We start from the raw sequence: 17,314 nt of genomic DNA, 5'->3' as shown, positions 1-17,314 counted from the left end.
TGTTAATTGCTAATTATTTTTTACCTTTGCTTCATTAAACAAAAACATTATACAAGATGATGAGAAAAACAGTAAAAACCGCACTGTTGTTTTCGTCGGCAGCACTCATCGTTGCTTGTGGCGAAAATAACAAAAAATCAGAAAATGCAATGACAGACAAAAATGCAGACAAGGGGATTGCTCTTGCTGAAATGGACACTACGGTGCGTCCGCAAGATGATTTCTACAATTATGTGAACGGCACTTGGGCTAAAACTGCCAAAATACCAGCCGATAAACCTACGTGGGGCTCTTTCCATATCCTACGCGAGAAAACCGATGAGAATTGCTTGCTCATCTTGGATAACCTCCTCAAGGAAAACTTTGCTCAAGGTACTGAAGGTCAGAAAATAAAAGACCTCTACGAATCGTTTATCGATTGGAAAAAGCGTGATGCCGAAGGGCTTAAACCTATTGAAGGTTATTTGAATAAGATTGAGGCTATTAAAAACCTCACAGACCTTCAAAAGTATTTGGAAGAGGTAACTCGCGAGGGTGAAAACCCTATCTGTGCTTGGGGGGTATATGCCGATATGAAGGATTCTAATATGAATACTGTGTATCTCGGCAACTTTAGCATCGGTATGGGCCGCGATTACTATCAAAAAGACAACAAGGAGAATACTGAGGCTTTACAAAAGTATCAAGATTATGTAAAGGCTATCTTCAAAGTGCTTAAAGACGACAAAGCCGCTGAGAAAGCTAAACAAATGGTAGATTTTGAACGCTCGGTAGCCAAATTGATGCTCACCAATGAGGAAGATCGCAATCCTAACCTTAGCTACAACCCTCAAACAATGGCTGAGCTCAGCAAGTTGGTGAAGAACCTCAATCTACCTCAGTTTCTTAAAAACGTAGGGGTGAACACTGATAAAGTAGTTGTTTCTGAAATTCGTTTGTACAAACAATACGATAAGTTTATCAACGAAAAGAACTTACCTCTTATCAAAGATTACCTCAAATATCAATTAGTAGCCGATAATGCGAGCAACCTTACCAAAGAACTTGATGAGCTTTCTTTTAACTTCTACAACAAGGAGTTGCAAGGACAACAAGAACAACGTCCAATGAACAAACGCGCGCTAAGCGTTATCAATGGTATTTTGGGTGAAGCCTTTGGTAAATTGTATGTAGAAAAGTATTTTCCACCTAAAGCTAAAGAAGAAATGGTTACTTTGGTAGATTATCTCAAAAAGAGCTTTGCACAACACATTAAAGATGTAACTTGGATGTCAGAGGCTACTAAGGAAAAGGCTTTGGCTAAACTTAATAAATTTACTGTGAAGGTAGGTTACCCCGATAAGTGGGAAGACTACTCTAAACTGACCATTGAACCGGCTGCTAAAACGGTGTATTTTGCTAACTTGCAACGCGTGAGTGAATGGGCTTACCAAAAGAGTTTGGAAAAAGTAGGTAAGCCTGTAGATAAAACTAAATGGGGTATGTCGCCTCAAACAGTGAATGCGTATTACAATCCATTGTATAATGAAATCGTTTTCCCTGCGGCTATCTTACAACCTCCTTTCTTCAATTTCGAAGCCGACCCTGCGGTGAACTTCGGTGGTATTGGTGCTGTAATAGGTCACGAAATGACACACGGATTTGACGATAGTGGCGCTGAATTTGACGGCGATGGTAATCTAAAAAATTGGTGGACTCCTGAAGATAAAAAGAACTTTGAGAACGCTACTAAAGCCCTTGCTAAACAATACGACCAATACGAACCTGTAAAAGGTGTATTCGTAAATGGTACTTTCACCAGTGGTGAGAACATAGCTGACCTCGGTGGGGTAAATATTGCTTTTGATGCTTTGCAAATGTACTTAAAAGATAAAGGTAATGTAGGTAAAATAAGCAATTTCACTCAAGAACAACGTTTCTTTATCTCTTGGGGTACCGTATGGCGTACGCTTTCGACTGATAAATACCTTACAAACCAAGTAAAAACCGACCCTCATAGCCCAGGATATTTCCGTTCATTTGGTCCGCTTGTGAATGTAGATGCTTGGTATAAAGCCTTTGATGTAAAAGAAGGTGATAAACTCTATAAAAAACCTGAAGACCGCATCAAAATTTGGTAGGTGAGCACCGCACTAATAGTAACTCCTACTAATCCGTGCATTGCAACACTCTGCCCTGTAACATACAAATTTTTGATGTGAGTTTGTGGCATAAAAACGCTTTCCATTATATGGTTAGCGTTTTTTTTGTAGCCGTACAATGCTCCCGTAGGGTTGCCTATATAATCGCGGTAAGTGAGTGGGGTAGAGGTGTAGTAATGAGCAATAGCACTTTTGAGTGTAGGAAATTGTTGAGCAACTACATCTAATAAATCCATAGCACGTTGACTTTTGAAAACTTCATACTGGTTGCCTCTATGATTACCCTCGGTGTTGGTAGTAAAACTATTTTGCCAGCGTTGCAGTTCATCAGTGTTCATATAGGTGAGGATAGTAACATTATCAGTATACTCTCCGCCGTCCTTGGGTGGATTCATAGAGAGCATATACGAAATCGGGAAGTTGTTAGTAGGGTAATTAGTAGCGTGGTAAACGCTGTTATTATCCTTAAACCAATACACATTATAGGGCAAGTAGCGAAAAGAATTTGGCTTGAGTACCAAATGCAATGAAAAGGCAGCAACCGTAGGTTGTAAGCCCTGCACGCGTTTGCAAAAAGAAGGCTTAAAAGGCTTTTTGCCTGTGATGTTGAGTAGTTGCTTTACATCTATAGCCGAGATGATTTGTTTTGCAACAAACTGCTCTCCTTGCTTGGTGAGTACTGTGTTGATAGTATTCCCCTCACTGTATTCAAAGCCTATGACCTCCCTTTGGTTGAAAAGGTCAGCACCGTATTGGCGCAATTTTTCAATGAGCAAGTTGGTGATTTGGCTACCCCCTTGTGTGAGTCGCCAAGCGCTTTCTATATATGAATTAACCGATAGCGCGTGCACGTATAAAGGTGTCTGCTCATCAGCACCTCCATAGAGAAAGTTAGAGCCTAAGAGCACTGCTTTGAGTCGGTCATTAGTTGTGATACCGTTGAGAAAGTCTAAGAGTTTTAAGGAAAGTGTATGCACATCGTAATCGGCTACTGCTTGTTTATGGCGGTAGAGTGGAAACTTATCGCAAATAGATTGCATTGTGTGAGCATACTCTTCTAAGGCTTTTTTTTCATTGGGGAAGTAGGTGAGGAGTTGTTGTACGAAGTTCTCATAGCCCTGAGCGTGAGGATACATCACGTTAGGTGTATCACCAAAACAAATACGGTCGTAGCCGTTTGTATCAAGGCGTTCTACCGAAAGATGATTGGCTATACCTACATCTTTAAAATATTCGTATAACACCTGACCTTCAGCAAAACTTCCTATGTAATGCACTCCTGTATCAAACAGCGTATTATTGCGCACAAAAGTTTGTAAATTACCTCCATACTGCTCATTTTTCTCCAATATACACACTTTCTTTCCTGCTTTTGCCAAGAGCAAAGCCGAAAAGAGCCCCGAAAGTCCGCTACCTATCACCAAAACATCGTATTGCTTCATTGTCTATATTCCAAAACTCGTCAAAAACTTATCGATATACAGCTGTTTTTCTTTTGATTTATACTGTTGGATAAAGCGAGGATGCTCTAATACTACCATTTCACCAAATAAAGTAGCTTCTTTATTCAATTTTTGTAAGAAAGTAGCGTTCTTTTTGCCTAATACGAACACCTTTTGAGCATCTACTCCTAAGGCGATATGCTTTTTTAAAGTTTCTATCATATAGTCCTTTAATGATTTGAAGAGTGCTTCTTCATCGTAATAATTAGCATTGAGCCATTTGCCGTCAGAGGCTTTTCGCACAATAGCCAAAGGAAAAGGAGAATTGATATAAAAATCATTGTAGAACTTAGTGACTCCACCGTATGCTTTTATCATATCATACATAAAAACAGATGATACTTCGTGAGTATGTGCCGACTTCATTGTAATGCCACACTCGCTTTTTAATCGCTTGGTATCAGTAAAAGGAACGCCTGTAACTCCTGCCCCGTGTCGGCTGGGATTGATGCCTATAATGAATTTCCGCTGACGGTTATCGTTGTAGAATTTGTGATAAAAAGCACGCATTACCTCCATAGTTTCAGGGTTATCCATATAAGGATTCAGCACATCAAAACCCTTAGGCAAGGATTGGTTGTACTCTAAATGTGTGTTGAAGTTAATAATTCTATCGGCGAAAGTACTCATTAGGCTTGTTTTTTGAATTTTACTGCTACCCAGTTGTTGCGTTCTAAGTTCTCGATGTATTGCAAACCGTATGCTTCTGCTTTTTCGCGGATAAGAGGTATTTCTTCCTTGTAAAAACCACTGAGCAAGAGAGAGCCTCCTGCTTTGAGAACTGGTACATACTGCGGTATATCGTTTAAGAGAATATTACGGTTGATATTCGCAATAATAAGGTCGAAGTCTTTTTCATTAGCCAGTGAAGAAGCATCTCCCAACTGTACTTTGATGTGCTTACAACCATTGCGTTCTACGTTTTCAATGGAGTTCTCTACACACCATTCGTCTACATCAATGGCGAGTACCTCAGTAGCACCGCGTTTGGCTGCCATAATAGCGAGTACGCTTGTGCCACAACCCATATCGAGTACCTTTTTGCCTTTGAGTTCTTCCTTTAAAAGGAATTGCAACATCATATAAGTAGTTTCGTGATGACCAGTACCGAAACTCATCTTAGGGTCGATAACAATTTCATAAGGGGTATGTGCTTCGGGGTGAAAGGTAGCACGTACGGTACACTCATCGTCTACGGTGATAGGCTCGAAGTGTTTTTCCCATTCCTCATTCCAATTCACCTGTTCAATAGTTTGATGTGTGTAGGTAATTTGGAACTCCTCACTGTGAAGTATCTGTATGTCAGAGAGTATATCAGCATTCCAAAAGGGTTCTTGTATATAAGCCTGCAAACCGGTTTCGGTATCTACAAAGCTCTCGAAGCCTACTTCGGCAAGTTCGGCAACTAATATTTCAGAAGCAACCCCCATAGGGGCAATGGTAAAAGTGTATTCTATGTAATTCATTAAATATAATTGATTATCAGTATTATTTATTTAAGTGGAGTACTGATTAGAAAACTGAGAAAAAAATGTTAAAATATATAAAAACTGTGCATTTTCTTCAAAAAAATTGATTAAAACACTTCTTTATCTTTATTACTATGAAAAATATTAAATATTTATTAATCAGTTAAATAAGAGTTACAGCTACTCTGCCGTTTAGATGGTGTTAGAGCGAAGCTAAGACGAAGGAAAGACGAACCTAAGACGAAGGTAAGCCGAAGCTAACGTCTTATTAAGCTGTATTTCAATTGGTAAAAACTTCAATTTTCGACATTGAGGAAAAAATGTTAAAATTGCCGATATGCCAAAAAAAATGCAATAGTTATTAAAGTTTTAATGTCAGAGGGCAAAAGTAGTAAAAAAAATAGGGAAGACCAAGAATTATGGTTGAAAAATATTTATTGTGCGTTGCAATTTGTTAATTCTTTCGTATCTTTGCACCCTAAAATAATTGCATACAATGTTTCACAAAGAAGGTTTTAAGATTATTCTCATTACGCTATTCGCCGTGATAGGTATATCGGTTATAGCGCATTATTTTGTTGATATACTGTGGCTTAAAAAGCTTATACAGATAGTAGCTTTTTTATTTTTGATAGCTATATTGCAGTTCTTTAGAAATCCTAAACGCATTACGCCTAAAAATGACCAGCATATTATCGCTCCCGTAGACGGTAAGGTGGTGGTGATAGAAGAAGTGTTTGAGAAAGAATATTTTAAAGATAAACGTTTGCAGGTATCGATTTTTATGTCGCCTGTGAATGTGCACGTAACTCGTTATGCTTTAGGCGGAAAGGTTACTTATAGCGAGTATCACCCGGGGAAGTATTTGGTGGCGTGGCACCCTAAGGCTTCCGAAGAGAATGAACGTACTACCATAGTGGTAGATAACCCAGTGTTCGGTGAAGTTTTATACCGACAAATAGCGGGAGCATTGGCTAAACGCATTGTGAATTATGCCAAAGTGGGAGAAACAGTGGTACAAGGCGAAGATGCTGGATTTATCAAATTCGGGTCGCGTGTAGACGTGTATTTGCCTTTGGGGACGAAAATAAATGTACAACTCAATCAGACCGTAAAAGGAGGAATTGATGTGATTGCCGAAAAATAAAGGATAAGATGCAGAGAATCTTATTGTTAATAGCATTAAGTTTTAGTGGATATGCTACAGCCCAAATAGATAGTTTGGTGCATACTACTGTTGATACCTTACTCGTTCGTACCAAAGATACGCTTACCATAGTAGCCGTTGGCGATGTGATGATAGGCTCGGGTTTTCCTGCTGGTTATTTGCCTAAGGACGATGCGGTGAACAGTTTTAAATACGTAAAACCCTATCTGAAAGGTGATATTGTGTTCGGAAATTTAGAAGGAGCGATACTCGATAGTGGCGATTCGGAGAAGTGCAAGAGCGGCGATTTCGAGAAGTGCAAGGATACAGAAGAGAGTCCTTGCTATGTTTTCCGTATGCCCAACCGCTATGGGAAAATCATTAAGGAAGCAGGTTTTAACCTGATGAGCACCGCTAATAATCACGCCAATGACTTTGGTGAAAAAGGACGGCGCAATACGGCTAAAATACTCGATAAGGTGGGTATATACCACGCAGGACCAGTAGAAAAAAAGTCGGTTGTATTTGAGAAAGAAGGCATAAAGTACGGTTTTTGTGCTTTTTCGCCCAATAGTAATATGCTATCGATAAACAACATAGAACAAGCTACCGATTTGGTAAAAGAATTGCGCCCACAGGCGGATATCCTCATTGTTTCTTTCCACGGAGGTGCTGAAGGCTCTAAAAATACACGCGTGCCGAGAGCTGATGAGTTTTTCTTCGGTGAAAATAGGGGGAATGTGTATAAGTTTGCGCACTCGGTAATAGACGCAGGTGCCGATATTGTATTGGGGCACGGACCTCACGTTACCCGTGCGGTGGAAGTGTACAATAGGAAGTTTATCGCTTATAGTATGGGAAATTTCAATACTTATGGGCATTTTAATCTGCAAGGAGTTAATGGTATTGCTCCTTTGCTTGATATTAAGATTGACCGCAAAGGCAATTTTCTTTATGCCAATGTGATTTCAGTGAAACAGACGAAAGTGAAAGGATTAAAACTCGATAATGATTGCAAGGTGTTTAATGAGATGAAACGCCTTACTCATCTTGACTTTCCTGAGACACCTTTACACTTTGTGAATAACCAAATTTTGATTAAGACAACAGAACAGACAGATAACAAACTAATAACTAATAACTAAAATAAAAATGGGAAGAGCATTTGAATTTAGAAAAGCCCGTAAATTTAAGCGTTGGGCAGCAATGGCAAAAACATTTACCCGTTTAGGGAAAGACATCGTAATGGCAGTGAAAGAAGGAGGTCCTCACCCTGAGAGTAACTCGCGTTTGCGTGCCGTGATACAGAATGCCAAAGCCGCCAATATGCCTAAAGAAAATATTGAGCGTGCCATCAAAAAAGCAACTGAAAAAGATACTGCAAACTATAAAGAAGTTCTTTTTGAAGGCTATGCTCCTCACGGTATTGCTGTACTCATAGAAACGGCAACCGACAATAACAACCGTACCGTAGCTAATATCCGCAGTTATTTTAACAAGTGTAATGGTACTTTAGGTACATCGGGGTCAGTGGAGTTTATGTTCGACCACACTTGTAACTTCCGTATTAATGGCAATGGGATAGACCCCGAAGAGTTGGAACTCGAAATGATAGACTTCGGGGCAGAAGAAGTGTTCGTAGACGAAGACGGTATCCTCATCTATGCGCCTTTTGAGAGCTTTGGAGCTATCCAAAAAGAGTTAGAAAGCCGTAACATAGAAATCTTATCGTCAGGCTTTGAGCGTATTCCACAAGTAACGAAAGAACTTACCCCTGAAGAACAAGCCGATGTGGAGAAACTTCTCGAGAAGATAGAAGAAGATGAGGACGTGCAACAGGTGTACCACACGATGAAAGAAGCGGAAGAATAATTAATGAGTTTATCCTTTACCCAAGAAGCTATGAACGAGGTAATGCAGAGTTTAGCAGTGAGGGAAACTGTTCAATAAAAAGGTTAATCTTTATGAGAATAATATCAGGGAAGAATAAAGGGAAACAGCTTATAGCACCTAATAAATTGCCAGTTCGCCCTACTACCGATTTTGCGAAGGAAGCTCTTTTTAATATACTCAATAACTATTATTATTTTGAAGAACTTTCTGTACTCGACCTTTTTGCAGGAACAGGAAATATTAGCTATGAGTTTGCCAGTAGAGGTTGCCCCTCAGTATTATCAGTTGATAACCATAACGGTTGTGTGCAATTTATCAATAAAATAGCACGTGAATTAGTCTACCCTATTACAGCACTTAAAGCCGATGTATATGAATATTTAAAACGTACTACTCAGCAGTTTGATGTTATCTTTGCTGATCCTCCGTATGATTTCCCGATTGAAAAGTTTGTTACTATTGCCGATATTGTCTTCAATCAAAACTTACTTACTGAAAATGGAATGCTCATTATTGAACATTCGTCTAAAACAGATTTATCAGAACAGCCATTCTTCTCACAAGCGAAGAAATATGGAGGGAACGTATTTAGTTTTTTTGAAAGAGAAGAACAAGATTAGAGTTTAAACTGCAACAAATATTTTTTAGTATCTTCGGAAATACGACGGCTTTCTCTTGCTTTTTGTATACTCTTATTTTGAACAAAGGGAGAAAGTGTTTTTGATTCTATATAAGGTATTGTTGCTTCATATTGTTTTGTTAAAGCAGTAGCAAAGTACCACGCTATCATCATATTTATATAATATTCATCTGAGGTAATTTTTGCTACCCAGGTTAAGTATTCTTCCTTAAAAAGAGCATCTAAATAATTAGACAATAACAACCCAATTCCGTAACGTACTGTATAGGTTTCTTTGCTTGTAATCCATTGTTTGATGTGTTTTAATGTCTCTTCGGGGTATTTCGAGAAGATTTTAGGAGCAAAAGTATCACACGTAGCCCAATTATCAATATAGGGGAGAAACCGCTCTGTATATTGCATCGCTTTATCAAAATCTTTTAGCTGTTCAATGATAAAACCGTGTAGATTATTTTCCTCATAATAATAATGAGGTAACTCTTCTAAGAAAGACATTGCCTCAGTAGGGTAATGTTTTACTAATTCTTTAGCCAACGCTCGCATTGCAGGTGTTCTAACCCCTATAATACGAGATTTCTCCACAGTGGGAATCAAATTCGCTGTAAAATCTCTATAAGGAGAGTCTTCTAATGCCCATAACCGGTCTAAAATAATTTCTTTACTCATAATTTCTTTAAGAAGATTGTCAATCGTTAGGCATTAATCTCACATAACGGATATACCCTTTACCTTCAATTTTAGTGTTAAGGTTCTCGGTTTTAAATTCCACTTCAGCATCTTTAGCGTAGTAATATTCATCTTCAACGGCAGTCTCAAAACGTATTTTGTAGCCCTTGTTTAGTTTACTATCATCAATTGTAAGTATCTTTACAGCGCGTTCTCCTCCGCTAATGGTAGCTCCCGTAATCCCATCAATTGTCTGGCGTTTGCCATAAAACTTCCACCATTGAGTAAGATCGTCGTACCATTCAGGATCATCTCCAAGAATTTGTAGTGTTTGCTCATATTTACCTTCGGGATTGATGAGTGAAACTACTATGTAGGCTCCTTCACCCTTGTAATTGGTGAGTTGTATGAGGCATTTGTATTTTTTAACAGTTGCTTGCTGTACAAATGAAAGAGTAAGTAAAGCAATTATTCCTACGGCTAATGTTTTTAAAAAGTGCTTTTTTATCATCTTTATTACAAGTTTTAAAATACTACTATTTAGAATAAACTGATGCAAAGATAGGCAATAATTACTATCTGACAATTTATATACCCAACTTTTTTATTTTTCCCACTTTTCTTCGTACCTTTGCACCTGAAAAACTGATAATTTATGAACAGTTCCAAGCGCCAAAAACTACAACACCATAAGAATATAGCTACGGGGCTCTTTGTTTTGATGCTCATCATTTATATGGCAATGGTGGTATGGCATAAAAAAGCTCCCGAACACACTTTTATAGGTTATATAAAGGCTTTTTCCGAAGCCGCTATGGTAGGAGCGCTTGCCGATTGGTTTGCAGTAACAGCGCTCTTTCACAAACCATTAGGATTAAACATTCCACATACCAACCTCATTGAGGAAAGAAAGAATGACATCGGGGAGAATTTAGGTGATTTCGTGGTGGAGAACTTCCTTAAACCTAAACAGATACGTCCTTACATCACCGATATCAAAGTATCATCATTTATAGTTGAGTGGCTCTCGAAAGAAAGTACTCCTCACCAGATAGAAACTTTTGTAAGAAAAATACCTCTCAATGCAAAAGCAAGCGAAGTTCTCACCACTTTTTTAGACGAGAATAAACATCAGAAATTCCTTCGAAGAGCTTTTGAAAAGGTAGCTACTTACCTCGCCGAACATCAAGAGCTGGTGCAACACGAAATTGACAACCAATTTCCTCCTCTTGTTCCATCGTTTATTAAAGATACAATTACTCGGAAGGTAAGTAATGGGCTCTATCAGTTAGTTGTAAAAGCATCAGAAGATGAAACACACCCTATCAGGGCTGAAATTACAGCACAATTATATGAATTTGCTGAAAAACTCAATACTCCTGAATGGGAACAACATCTTGCAAAGCTATTGCGCACTGCTACGGAGCGCCTCACCGATGAACTCCGACAAAATGCCCAGCTGCAACACCAAATAGACGCTTGGGTACAGAAAACTGCCTATCAGTTTGTGCTAAAAAACAAAGAGGAAGTGGGAAAACTCATCAGTCATACGGTAGAGAACTGGGAGGGACGCGAATTGAGCGAAAAACTTGAATTGGAAGTAGGTAAAGACCTCCAATTTATCCGTATTAATGGCACTTTAGTAGGCGGATTAGTCGGTTTGGCTATTTACGCCTTTACTCAGTTATTCTGAAAGAGATATTAGTCTATTTGCTAACTTTTCTAATTTGCTAATTTGCTAATTCTTCCCTACCTTTGCGCCCGAAAATGTTTCAACTATGGATTTTGAAATACTAAAAACAGACGAACATACTAAAGCACGTGCTGGGAAGATTACTACCAGCCACGGCGTGATTGAAACCCCCATTTTTATGCCTGTGGGAACGGTGGGAAGCGTGAAAGGAGTGCACCAACGCGAACTGAAAGACGATATTAATGCCGATATCATCTTGGGGAACACCTATCACCTCTATTTACGACCTCAAACCCCCATTTTGGAAAAAGCAGGAGGCTTACATAAGTTTATTAATTGGGATAGAAACATACTTACCGATAGCGGTGGTTATCAAGTATATTCATTGGCTGCCAACCGAAAGATAAAAGAAGAAGGTGTAAAGTTCAAAAGTCATATCGATGGCTCTTTTCACGTTTTTTCACCCGAAAAAGTAATGGAAATAGAGCGTAGTATAGGTGCTGATATTATGATGGCTTTTGATGAATGCACGCCTTACCCTTGTGAATACGGTTATGCAAAACGTTCAATGCATCTCACGCATAGGTGGCTCGATAGATGCATTGCTCACCTCGAAAAAGTACCTCCTAAATACGGTTATCATCAAAGTTTATTCCCGATAGTACAAGGGTCAGTCTATAAAGACCTTCGTACACAGTCTGTCGAATATATTGCAAGCAAAAATGCCGACGGAAACGCTATCGGGGGGCTATCAGTAGGTGAACCCGTAGAACAAATGTATGAAATAACTGAACTTGTATGCGATATTCTCCCCAAAAACAAGCCCCGATACCTTATGGGAGTGGGTACACCCGTTAATATATTGGAAAATATTGCTTTGGGAGTGGATATGATGGATTGTGTAATGCCCACACGCAATGCTCGCAACGGAATGCTCTTTACTGCAAAAGGAATTATCAATATTAAAAACAAAAAATGGGAAGATGATTTCTCGTCCATAGACCCTGACGGACATACTTACGTAGATACCTATTACACGAAAGCCTATTTACGTCATTTATTCGCTGCTAACGAGTTTTTGGGTAAACAAATCGCTTCAATTCACAATCTTGGTTTCTATTTATGGCTTGTGAGGGAAGCTCGCCGACAAATTGTAGCGGGTACTTTCCTTACGTGGAAGACAAAAATGGTTACTGATATGTCAAATCGTCTTTAAACAAATTAAATTAATTAATATACTTCTGATAAAAACGCTTTTGCGTCGCTAATTCCCCCTTTGGAGGGGGATAGGGGGAGGTCTAAAAAACAAAAAAATGAAAATACTCGACTGGTACATCTTAAAACGCTATCTTCTTACCTTCTTTATGATGATAATTCTCTTTATTCCTATCGGAATTATCGTAGATTTATCTGAAAAAGTAGATAAGATGATACAAAAAGGCGCCCCGATGAACGAAATACTGTGGTATTACCTCAGTTTTATCGTTTATTTCGCCAATATATTGTTTCCCATCTTGCTATTCCTCTCTATCATCTGGTTTACATCAAAGTTAGCCAATAATACCGAGATAATCGCTATCCAGAGCTCAGGTGTATCATATATGCGCTTTTTGCGTCCGTATATCGTGGGTGCGAGTATCATTTCGGTAATAGTGTTTTTTATGGGAATGTTTATTGTACCCGCTGCCAGCACTGTGTATAATGATTTTTGGAATAAGTATATACGTTCTTCGAAGGTGGAAAGCGTTTCAGACCTCTACAATCAGTTTTCTGACAACGATTACCTTTATGTAAGCTCGTTTAACTACCAAGACAAACGCGGGTATAACTTTTCAGTAGAACATTTTAATGGTATTAAGATGACGGAAAAGATAAATGCCGAAACGATTCAGTGGATAGACAGCACGAAAACCTATCGGCTTACCAATTATTCCAAAAGAAAGATAGGGGAGGGAGACGATGTGATAGTGAAACGCGACCAGTTAGACACGATATTCAATTTCAAACCTGATGACCTAATGCCGATGGAATATACAGCGGAAAATAAGAACTTGTTTGAGCTAAACAAGTTTATTGAACGCGAAAAGATGAAAGGTTCACCCAATTTAAATATGTATCTATTGGTAAAATACCGCCGTTGGGGTGCTATAAGTACTGCCTTTATCCTTACGCTTATTGGCGTGGCTGTTTCATCGGTGAAAAAGCGCGGAGGAATGGGAATCAACCTAATGGTGGGAGTAGTCGTAGGTTTTAGCTTTGTATTTTTCGACCGTGTGTTTGGAACCCTTGCTCAAACCTCAGGGGGCTTATCACCTTTGATGGCTGTCCTCTTGCCTAATCTTATTTTCCTTACCCTAGCTATCTTGTTACTCCGGAAAGTAAGAAATTGATAGAGCATTTTATCCATTTGTAACACCAAAAGAAAGTGTTGCAACTGTAAAACAAAAGAAAGTAAATGCAAAAGATAGTAAAGTAATAAGATAACAAAACTAAGTAATAAGTAAAAAGCGTATTGTAATGCCAAAATAACCCACTGTAACTACAAACGTAAGTAATGTAACAGCTTATCGTCTTATTTTAAATTAATATGAGAAGTTTACAAAGAATGCTTTTCTACAAACAAAAACAATAATTTGTACAATGTTATTTGGCAGGATTTTTGCGGTATAAAAATGAATGTAAATCATAATGATTTAACATTTTTCAACTAATTTATAGACCTTTTAAAATATGTAATATTATGAAGGAAAAGAGCACAGAATTAAAAACACTAGAAAACAGACGTTTGTTATTTACCAATTACAGCGAAATAGCCGAATTGAAAGCTCAGTTAGAGGAATATCAATACAATGAAGAGGCTATGAAAGTAGGTAAAGCACTTTATGACAAAGCACAAGCCGCTTATAACGATAATTTGGCAAAAACAAGCCAAACGGTAGAGAAAAGAGCCTTGTTTGAAAAGGCTTATAAAGCGATGAGCGACAAATATAAAGAACATCGCAAGGTGGCAAAAGTAGCGTTAAAAGCATCTCCCGAAGCGCTGGTATCATTTGGATTAAAAGGAACGATGTCGCGCGATTATCTGGAAGGTTTAGCCACCACGAAAAAGCTTTACGAGGGCATTAAAGCCACTACTACCCAGCGAGCAGCGCTCGACAGGTTCAAACTTACCGAAGCCGTCGCCGATGAACAGCTTTCAGCCATTGCGAAAGTGGAAGAGTTCCGTGCGCAATACGTGAAATTGCGCGGTATCGACCAACAAGCCACTCAGGATAAGAACAAAGCCTTTGAGGCAATGAACAAATGGGTGAAGGAATTTTACGAAGTAGCCAAAATAGCCCTTTCTGACCGTCCGCAACTACTTGAAAGCATTGGTAAACTCGTAAAGAGTTAGTGTAACGCAATAATATAAACATTTTAGCACAGAAGCCCACCCGCCACCAAAGTTAAGAATTTGTTCTTTTTCTTGTTTATAAATTTTTATTAGATTTTAGGGTGTGGCTTCTGTCTATTTTTAAATTGCACAAAAAAATAATATTATGAAAACAGCTATAGAATTTAAAGAAACACAATTTTCTTATATATTACTGTCTATTTTAGCTCTTTTTGTAGGGATTATAGTCTTTTCAGGCTATCAAAACAAAGGAGGTTGGGCAATAATTATATTATTAGTGGCTATTTTAGTAGCTGTATTCTATAAACTTACTACTGTAATTGATGATTATGGTATTGCAGCTTCATTTGGTATCGGTTTTTTGAATAGACGAATGAATTTTCAAGAAATGGACGTCTCTACTATTCAACTCATTGATGTTCCTTGGTATTATGGCATTGGGATACGGTATACTTCGGCAGGTATCATCTATAATACGAAACATAATAAGGCAATCAGGATAGTGTCTAAGGACAGAAAGAAAGTGTTTTTGGTAGGAACTGACCATTATGATGAAATAAGGTCGATACTTCTGCAAAAGAACAACTAAAAGTCTCGCTGAAAGGTATATAAATGGAATTAGTAAAAGCAAAAAAGCATTTAGGGCAACATTTCTTAAAAGATTTGAACATTGCACAGAAAATAGCTGATACATTATCGCTAAAAAACTATAAAAAAGTAGTAGAAATAGGAGCTGGAATGGGCGTGCTTACTCAGTTTTTGCTCAAAAAAGGTGTTGATGTGCACATAGTGGAAATCGATAAGGAATCGGTAGATTATTTGGAGGCAAATTATCCTGCATTAAGAGGAAAAATAATTGCCGATGACTTTTTGAAATATGATGTAGCGGGTTATTTAGCCGAACCATTTGCTATTATAGGTAATTTCCCTTATAATATCTCTACTCAAATCGTTTTTAAACTACTTGAACTGCGAGAATATGTTTCTGAGTTTAGCGGAATGTTTCAGAAAGAGGTTGCCGAACGTATATGCGAGCACGAAGGCAGTAAAACGTATGGAATTTTATCAGTTTTAGTACAGGCTTTTTATGAAACGAGCTACTTATTCACAGTTTCGGAGAGTGTTTTTAATCCTCCGCCCAAAGTAAAGAGTGGTGTAATACGATTAGTACGCAAAGCTCACTTCCATTTAGATTGTGATGAAAGATTATTCTTTACCGTAGTGAAAACGGCTTTCAATCAACGGCGAAAAACCCTTCGCAACAGCCTAAAACCACTACTTACAGATGAGAATTTAAAACAAGACCCTATATTTGATAAACGTCCTGAGCAATTGCCTTGGCAAGAGTTTGTTTTTATTACTAAAAAAATCAGTAATCAAGTTTGATAGCTAACGATTTGACGTCTTAAAACTATGACAACTTTTAAAATAACAGATGAACTCATTGAGAAAATCCATAAACTCATTGAGGAAAAACAAAATAAAGAACTTACAACCCTCTTAAATGATTTGCACTATGCCGATATAGCTGAAATCATTCACGAATTGGATATTGAAGAGGGGGTATACATCATTCGTTTAATTGATGCTGAGAAAACATCAGATGTACTCACAGAATTAGACGATGATTACCGTGAGAATATCTTAAAAAACCTTTCTGCAAAAGAAATTGCCGATGAAATCATCGAGTTGGACACCGATGATGCGGTGGATATCATCTCTGAATTGCCCGAAGATAGAAAAACAGAGGTTATTTCGCATATCTCGGACGTAGAACACGCCAAAGACATCGTAGAATTACTTCGTTATGGCGAAGATACTGCGGGAGGACTAATGGCGAAGGAACTTGTAAAGGTAAATGAGAATTGGAATGTGCTAAAATGCGTAAAAGAAATGCGCGAACAGGCGGCTCACGTTACTCGTGTGCATTCTATTTATGTAGTAGATGATAATGATGTGCTTAAAGGACGACTTTCACTTAAAGATTTGCTTACTACTTCCACACGTTCAGAAGTGAAAGACATTTATATTCCAAAAGTAGATTACGTATACGTTACTGATACTGCCGAAGAGGTAGCTCACATAATGAGTAAGTATGACTTAGAGGCAATTCCTGTAGTTGATGAAATGAAACGCCTTGTGGGACGCATCACTATTGATGATGTGGTGGACGTGATAAAAGAAGAAGCTGAAAAAGACTATCAGTTGGCAGCAGGTATTACCAATGATGTGGAGGCAAGCGATAGTGTATGGAAACTTATCAAAGCGCGTTTGCCTTGGTTACTTATTGGAATGTTTGGAGGATTAGGTGCAGCGAGTATTATCAATGGTTTTCAGGATACGATGATGATTTACCCTATATTATTGATATTTATTCCGCTTATTCAAGCTACTGCGGGAAATGTGGGAGTACAATCATCGGCGATAATAGTACAAGGGTTAGCAAATAATTCTATCGACGGCGAACTTATCAAACGGTTGTTTAAAGAATTTCTATTAGGACTCATCAACGGAGGAACTATTGCAGGAATAGTGATATTAGTAAGCCATTTTGCTTTTCAAGCTGAGTATTTGGTAAGTATTACGGTAGCCATAGCACTCATTACAGTGATTGTAAATGCTGCTGTGATAGGTACTTTTATCCCGATACTTCTCCATAAGCGCGGTATTGACCCAGCAGTTGCTACGGGTCCATTTATCACTACCAGCAACGATGTTTTAGGTATCTTGATTTACTTTTTTATTGCCAAAATGATATTAGGGTTTTAA

17 protein-coding genes are annotated in these 17,314 nt (G+C 38.3%); 12 read left to right on the top strand and 5 right to left on the bottom strand.

What is annotated here, in order from left to right; genetic code table 11:
* The first annotated feature begins 56 nt into the window (after positions 1-56).
* Positions 57-2,120 carry a M13 family metallopeptidase gene (locus COCH_RS10105; RefSeq protein WP_015782991.1) on the top strand — a complete coding sequence of 688 codons (2,064 nt, stop codon included), beginning with the start codon at positions 57-59 and terminating at the stop codon, positions 2,118-2,120.
* On the opposite strand, the gene COCH_RS10100 is transcribed toward COCH_RS10105, so the two are convergent.
* From COCH_RS10100 to prmA, 3 genes are read right to left on the bottom strand one after another with little or no spacing between them, the layout of a single operon-like run.
* Positions 2,084-3,583, bottom strand: coding sequence for a phytoene desaturase family protein (locus COCH_RS10100; protein WP_015782990.1), 1,500 nt, complete (start codon positions 3,581-3,583; stop codon positions 2,084-2,086). The two genes, COCH_RS10105 and COCH_RS10100, sit on opposite strands and share 37 nt — an antisense overlap.
* Positions 3,584-3,586: 3 nt before the next feature.
* Positions 3,587-4,273 (bottom strand): SMUG2 DNA glycosylase family protein, encoded by a 687-nt coding sequence (locus COCH_RS10095; protein ID WP_015782989.1) that lies wholly within the window; start codon positions 4,271-4,273, stop codon positions 3,587-3,589.
* Positions 4,273-5,109, bottom strand: a complete 837-nt coding sequence (gene prmA, locus COCH_RS10090) for a 50S ribosomal protein L11 methyltransferase (RefSeq protein WP_015782988.1) — start codon at positions 5,107-5,109, stop codon at positions 4,273-4,275. Before prmA ends, COCH_RS10095 begins: the two co-directional genes overlap by 1 nt.
* A gap of 499 nt (positions 5,110-5,608) precedes the next feature.
* Here prmA and COCH_RS10085 point away from each other — a divergent pair, with 499 nt between their 5' ends.
* From COCH_RS10085 to COCH_RS10070, 4 genes are all read left to right on the top strand, one after another.
* Positions 5,609-6,259, top strand: a complete 651-nt coding sequence (locus tag COCH_RS10085) for a phosphatidylserine decarboxylase family protein (protein ID WP_015782987.1) — start codon at positions 5,609-5,611, stop codon at positions 6,257-6,259.
* A gap of 8 nt (positions 6,260-6,267) precedes the next feature.
* A complete protein-coding gene (locus COCH_RS10080; protein WP_015782986.1) occupies positions 6,268-7,404 on the top strand; it encodes a CapA family protein in 1,137 nt (378 codons plus the stop codon).
* Between the two features lie 7 nt (positions 7,405-7,411).
* Positions 7,412-8,131 (top strand): YebC/PmpR family DNA-binding transcriptional regulator, encoded by a 720-nt coding sequence (locus tag COCH_RS10075; protein WP_002672129.1) that lies wholly within the window; start codon positions 7,412-7,414, stop codon positions 8,129-8,131.
* Between the two features lie 92 nt (positions 8,132-8,223).
* The gene (locus COCH_RS10070) at positions 8,224-8,772 is read left to right on the top strand and encodes an RsmD family RNA methyltransferase (RefSeq protein WP_015782985.1); all 549 of its coding nucleotides are present in this window, start codon (positions 8,224-8,226) and stop codon (positions 8,770-8,772) included.
* Here the strand turns inward: COCH_RS10070 and COCH_RS10065 are convergent.
* Both COCH_RS10065 and COCH_RS10060 read right to left on the bottom strand, forming a co-directional pair.
* Positions 8,769-9,458: a DNA alkylation repair protein gene (locus COCH_RS10065; protein ID WP_015782984.1), complete on the bottom strand. Its 690-nt coding sequence runs from the start codon at positions 9,456-9,458 to the stop codon at positions 8,769-8,771. The two genes, COCH_RS10070 and COCH_RS10065, sit on opposite strands and share 4 nt — an antisense overlap.
* A 19-nt stretch (positions 9,459-9,477) precedes the next feature.
* The gene (locus COCH_RS10060; RefSeq protein ID WP_009422197.1) at positions 9,478-9,969 is read right to left on the bottom strand and encodes a DUF2271 domain-containing protein; all 492 of its coding nucleotides are present in this window, start codon (positions 9,967-9,969) and stop codon (positions 9,478-9,480) included.
* A 144-nt stretch (positions 9,970-10,113) separates the two neighbouring features.
* Here COCH_RS10060 and COCH_RS10055 point away from each other — a divergent pair, with 144 nt between their 5' ends.
* The 7 genes from COCH_RS10055 (at position 10,114) to mgtE (ending at position 17,314) form a co-directional block, all read left to right on the top strand.
* On the top strand, positions 10,114-11,151 hold the full coding sequence (locus COCH_RS10055; protein WP_015782983.1) for a DUF445 domain-containing protein: 1,038 nt from the start codon (positions 10,114-10,116) through the stop codon (positions 11,149-11,151).
* An 85-nt stretch (positions 11,152-11,236) separates the two neighbouring features.
* Positions 11,237-12,367 (top strand): tRNA guanosine(34) transglycosylase Tgt, encoded by a 1,131-nt coding sequence (gene tgt, locus COCH_RS10050; protein ID WP_015782982.1) that lies wholly within the window; start codon positions 11,237-11,239, stop codon positions 12,365-12,367.
* Positions 12,368-12,464: 97 nt separating this feature from the next.
* Positions 12,465-13,541 carry an LptF/LptG family permease gene (locus COCH_RS10045; protein WP_015782981.1) on the top strand — a complete coding sequence of 359 codons (1,077 nt, stop codon included), beginning with the start codon at positions 12,465-12,467 and terminating at the stop codon, positions 13,539-13,541.
* Between the two features lie 350 nt (positions 13,542-13,891).
* Positions 13,892-14,545: a hypothetical protein gene (locus COCH_RS10040; protein WP_015782980.1), complete on the top strand. Its 654-nt coding sequence runs from the start codon at positions 13,892-13,894 to the stop codon at positions 14,543-14,545.
* A gap of 145 nt (positions 14,546-14,690) precedes the next feature.
* Complete coding sequence (locus COCH_RS10035; RefSeq protein WP_015782979.1) at positions 14,691-15,134, top strand: hypothetical protein; 444 nt, start codon at positions 14,691-14,693, stop codon at positions 15,132-15,134.
* A 23-nt stretch (positions 15,135-15,157) separates the two neighbouring features.
* Positions 15,158-15,931 (top strand): 16S rRNA (adenine(1518)-N(6)/adenine(1519)-N(6))-dimethyltransferase RsmA, encoded by a 774-nt coding sequence (rsmA, locus tag COCH_RS10030; RefSeq protein ID WP_015782978.1) that lies wholly within the window; start codon positions 15,158-15,160, stop codon positions 15,929-15,931.
* A 27-nt stretch (positions 15,932-15,958) separates the two neighbouring features.
* Entirely contained in the window at positions 15,959-17,314 is a 1,356-nt protein-coding gene (gene mgtE / locus COCH_RS10025; RefSeq protein ID WP_015782977.1) for a magnesium transporter, read from the top strand.

This window comes from Capnocytophaga ochracea DSM 7271 (genome assembly GCF_000023285.1).
Taxonomy (GTDB): domain Bacteria; phylum Bacteroidota; class Bacteroidia; order Flavobacteriales; family Flavobacteriaceae; genus Capnocytophaga; species Capnocytophaga ochracea.
Note: the sequence above shows the minus strand (reverse complement) of the source record. Positions and strands in the feature narration are given on the sequence as shown.